This window comes from Scytonema sp. PCC 10023 (assembly GCF_963920835.1).
Taxonomy (GTDB): Bacteria; Cyanobacteriota; Cyanobacteriia; order Cyanobacteriales; family Nostocaceae; genus Kalymmatonema.
The window spans coordinates 1-4223 of sequence record NZ_CAWUDP010000228.1; the positions used below are offsets into that span (position 1 = coordinate 1).

Below are 4223 nucleotides of genomic sequence, written 5' to 3' on the forward strand. Positions count from 1 at the left end.
GTTTTTAGTTCATTTCTTCTACCGTTTCGCACCGCGAACTAGTCTAAACTCCAGTAAATAATGAATAAAAATTCACTGATGCTCGTAGATGACTTGTTTCCTAAAGTTATCCAGGAAGTTTTAAAAGACTATCCCTCAATAAGAGAGTCGGTTAAGATTTATCGGGACTTTTCTGATTTTGATAGTGAGTACCAGCCTCAACAAGTTAATGTTTATTTTGATGATTGCTGGGTTGCTGGTTGGAAATCTAATAGTCAAGTTGATGCTATGCCCAACTTGTTATTGACAGCTACTGCACGTTCTGAAGTAGTAGAAATTGAGGTAGATGGTGAACCAGGGCTAATTTTAGTGCAAGGTGTGGAAGTTCTCAATCGTATTGAAAAGATTCCCGGTCACCAATTATGGCTGGTTGATAAAGAAGGGCTGCGTAAGCACCAATAGAATTTACAGTTCACAAAAATATTTCATGCAAGACTGACATATGGCTGCAACAAGAGCGCTTTTATCGATAGAGCAAACCCAGGATTTTATTAAAGAATTAGCAAGGCGAATGGATGCTAAACCTGGGGAGAAGATTAATATCCAGATGGGCAAAAACTCAGTTTATGAGGGTGTTGTAGGACAGGAACCAGAAATGAGTAAGCTCACAGAAACTCGTGTAGGAGTGCTGCGAGCGGCAATTGATATGGATGCTCCTGCGCTTGGACAAAACGGTGAGCCGTCCAACATTAAACAGGCGCTTGTGATTCAAAAGAACGACCAAGAGGTGTTTCGGTTTGAGAAAGGCCAAGTCATTGAGAGTAAATTAATTGAACCAGAAATCACAATTTCACAGCCAGCCCAAATAGAGGGAGTGGAGGTTATTTCCCAAGATAAAGTGGCGTTTGAGTCTGTAACTCCTTTTGAAGTAATTCACAAGGAAGTAGAAGCATCTCAATTAAGAGAAGAAAGCAATGTTCGTGCCTCAACTAAACAATTTATTGAACACAAGGAGCAGCAAGCTCAACTTCAACGCTCGGAGAACTCGAAAAACTGGCAGTGGTTCCAAATGTCCAAAATTGAGGAGAGGCAGGCCGCTTACTCTGGTTCAGTCTCCATTGAAGCAATTCAGGAATTAGCGGTGAGTAAAGCTCCGGTGCCAGAGAATCTGCGTTCAGAACGGGATGGTGCAGTTCAAAAAGCCCAGCAGTTTGTCCTCCAAGTTGCTCATAAGGCACTCCAACAAGAAGGTAAAGAACTTGTCCCTAGTGTCAGAACAGCGACAGTAAGTGGCTATACCATTACCCAGAATGAGGCAACAGGTGATTTATCAATCGACAAATCAAATCAAACGTTTTTGCGGCATGATACAGGAAAGATTGAGCAGAGTTACCGTCCTGATGGAGTTGTCAAGGCTAAAGGAGACGAAGTGACTCATAATCGTCTGTTGACCAAAGATTTGGACAATTTTGATTACATCGAACGCAAGCAACTCACGCGGGACAGTCTTGCCTCTTTGCGCAACATGGTGAATGTGTATGGCAAAGAAGGAAGTTTGCCCATTGAGACGTGGGCAGGTGGTACTAGAGAGAATGCAAAGATTGAGAAAATGCAAGGTCGCGCCTTTGTTTCCCAGAAGGCAGGAATGCAAATTATTGAATCTGGCAAACATTTGCAAGTTCGAGATATGGAAGGTAACCTCCAAATGAAGGCTTACGGTGATAAGGTGGAAAAGCCGTTCACAAGGGAGCAGGTCAAGGACTTTCAGGCGCGTTATGCGGTTGTGGAGCAGATGAGGGCACAGCGCTCTGGGCAATTGCATCAAACAGCGGGTATAGAAATGGGGGGATAGAGGTGGTGAGCGCGGGCAACATTCGGCCGTGAAACTGGAAGCCCCACCCTAAGACTCTGCCAAGGTGGGGTAGTTCACGTTACTATTTTTCCCGGATGATGATAAACAATCTGACAAATTTTTGGGATGATAATTACGCTCTTAAATTCCGAAATCAAACTGACAATTAGACCAGACCTCGGTGGTCGGATCGACCAACTACAAGACCTCCAAACTGAACACCAGTGGCTTTGGCATCCAAAAGGTTATGACGAGTCGCAAACAAGAACGCTTGCATTCTTGTCATCCTTTGACGACAATTGGACAGGTGGTTGGGATGAGATTTTTCCTAACGATGCAGCAGGTGTGTTTCAAGGTCGCCACTTGGTCGCCACTTGGTTGACCATGGGGAGTTATGGTCAACCAAGTGGGAGGTTGTTGAAACATCCAATAACGGTGTAAAGATGGTGCGTTCTTGTCAAACTGTGCCAGTGAGGGTAGAAAAGATAATTCTGCTTGATGAAACTAAGCCTGAAGCGAAAATCGAGTACCTGCTCCAAAACGAGTCCGATGAAACAATTCCATTTTTGTTTAAACAACACGCGGCGATTGCCATTGAGGAGGGGGACGAGATTCTACTGCCGGATTGTCTGATTGAGCCGGCCGTTATTGAATTTAGTAAAATCATCGGTCGTCAGGAGAAAACCCGCTTTCCCAAAGCTTTGGCGGCGGATGGAAGGGAAATTGAAGTACAGCGCACACCACCGCGTTCTTCACAATTACAAGAGTTTTATTACAGCTCAAACTTGGCTCGTGGAGAATGCGGGATTCGCAATGAGCGATCGCAATCTGCTTTACTCATGAATTTTGACACCACCGATTTTCCCTACGTCTGGGTATTTCAAAGCTATGGTGGGTGGCACAATCATTACGTGCTTGTACTTGACCCTAGCACGAACATTCCTTACGATTTGGAGATTGCTTGTCGCAATGGAACCTCTGCTGTGCTAGGACCACAAGAGGTGCAACGCCGTACTTTGACCGTCCGCTTGCAGCGCTTCTAAAATTCAGTACTTTCTTATGATTTACCTAGCTTCTTAATATCTCCATAAGCTCTGTAGAAGCCCCCTGGCTAGCTTCTCGAATTTCCTGCACGAGGTAACGGCTGCCCTCGTGCCGTTTCCAGTACCAATATGTGACAATATTAACTCAAGTTACGGGTTATCAACTTCACATTGATCGCAAAGCTGGCGATTGCCTTCTCAGTAGCGGAGACGCTCCGCGAACGGCAGTGCCCCTTGGGCAATCGCTCGGTGGAAATTGGTTTAGTAATTCTCTTGGAAACTCACAGTGTCAGTTCCTCAACCCGCTTCACCCTTACCACCAACTCGCCACCCAAAATCTCTACCACCCTCTTTACAATTCTGTGCTTGGTGTCTTCCGGGTCTTTTAGCACCTTACGCATGAGTGAACCGTACTTTTTGATGGCTTCATCATCTGAAATGCCCGGAGATTCTTGCTTTCCATACTCTCTGGCAAGGTCAGAAATGTTCCATTTTTTTTCATTAAGTAATTTTTCTAGCGCATTTATGCTACAGCTTTGCATAGTACTGCTATTTAATTCTAAGCGGTAGCTGCCCTTAGTTGTATGCTGTCGTGAGTGCCTTGACTGCCAATTAGCATGATTGTGTTGCAAAGGGGGTACAAAGTTTGCGGTTTGATAGTTTTAGGGAAAATTACTATTCCTCCTCTATTGCGTCATCGTAGATGGGTAGAACTTCAGAATCTGGACTTTGGCACTCACCATCAAACTCAATCTGGATTAACTCACCAGCTAGTTCTTTGGCTTTTGCCTTGGCTTGCCTGACGCTGCTAGCTTCTACTTCAAACTGACAGCTAGCTTCAACAGTCACAGATACGGTGTAGGTCTTGGTTTTGTTGCGTTTCATGTCTTTAACTCAAAGTCAGGTGTGTTATGGGTTCCCCAACATACGGGGGAACCATGATGCTACTTAATGGCGACTAAAAACGTAGGTTTCCTCGTAGCTGACTTCGACTGAAAAGTAAGAATCGATAAACCAGTCACGGGCGATCGCTTCCCAATCGATGTACGATTCAGGAATGCCTAACTCTTCCAACTTCAATAGCCTTCCGTCTTGCTCCCACATTTCATAAACAAAGTCTTCTTCATCTTTGTATTGCCCCAAGTAATGCTCTTGAAAGTCTTCAAGTGTGGAATCATTGCCGTAATATTCGCAATAAAGAGCAAAGGCTTTGCCGTGTTCAGAGAGTAACTGAGCTAACTCTGCAATGCGCTCGATTGATTCATGCTCATCAATTTTGATTCCCTGCCAGTTTTCAAAATGTCGGGTAGGTCAGGGACATTGCTGTCCCCTTCCCCCCTCAAAACCGG

6 protein-coding genes and 1 pseudogene are annotated in these 4223 nt (G+C 44.7%); 4 read left to right on the forward strand and 3 right to left on the reverse strand.

The window, feature by feature from the left end; all coding sequences use genetic code 11:
- Positions 1-60: 60 nt before the first annotated feature.
- From ACM0OZ_RS47995 to ACM0OZ_RS48010, 4 genes are all read left to right on the forward strand, one after another.
- Entirely contained in the window at positions 61-441 is a 381-nt protein-coding gene (locus ACM0OZ_RS47995) for a hypothetical protein (RefSeq protein WP_414590016.1), read from the forward strand.
- A 40-nt stretch (positions 442-481) separates the two neighbouring features.
- On the forward strand, positions 482-1831 hold the full coding sequence (locus ACM0OZ_RS48000) for a hypothetical protein (protein ID WP_414590017.1): 1350 nt from the start codon (positions 482-484) through the stop codon (positions 1829-1831).
- A gap of 126 nt (positions 1832-1957) precedes the next feature.
- The gene (locus ACM0OZ_RS48005; RefSeq protein ID WP_414590018.1) at positions 1958-2272 is read left to right on the forward strand and encodes a hypothetical protein; all 315 of its coding nucleotides are present in this window, start codon (positions 1958-1960) and stop codon (positions 2270-2272) included.
- A gap of 2 nt (positions 2273-2274) precedes the next feature.
- Positions 2275-2874: a DUF4432 family protein gene (locus ACM0OZ_RS48010; protein ID WP_414590019.1), complete on the forward strand. Its 600-nt coding sequence runs from the start codon at positions 2275-2277 to the stop codon at positions 2872-2874.
- Between the two features lie 281 nt (positions 2875-3155).
- Here ACM0OZ_RS48010 and ACM0OZ_RS48015 read toward each other — a convergent pair whose 3' ends face one another.
- The 3 genes and pseudogenes from ACM0OZ_RS48015 to ACM0OZ_RS48025 all read right to left on the reverse strand — a co-directional run.
- On the reverse strand, positions 3156-3416 hold the full coding sequence (locus tag ACM0OZ_RS48015) for a hypothetical protein (protein WP_414590020.1): 261 nt from the start codon (positions 3414-3416) through the stop codon (positions 3156-3158).
- A gap of 133 nt (positions 3417-3549) precedes the next feature.
- Positions 3550-3759 carry a hypothetical protein gene (locus ACM0OZ_RS48020; RefSeq protein WP_414590021.1) on the reverse strand — a complete coding sequence of 70 codons (210 nt, stop codon included), beginning with the start codon at positions 3757-3759 and terminating at the stop codon, positions 3550-3552.
- A 63-nt stretch (positions 3760-3822) separates the two neighbouring features.
- Positions 3823-4161 (reverse strand): annotated as a pseudogene (locus ACM0OZ_RS48025) (antirestriction protein ArdA); the annotation flags it as partial.
- Positions 4162-4223: the final 62 nt, after the last annotated feature.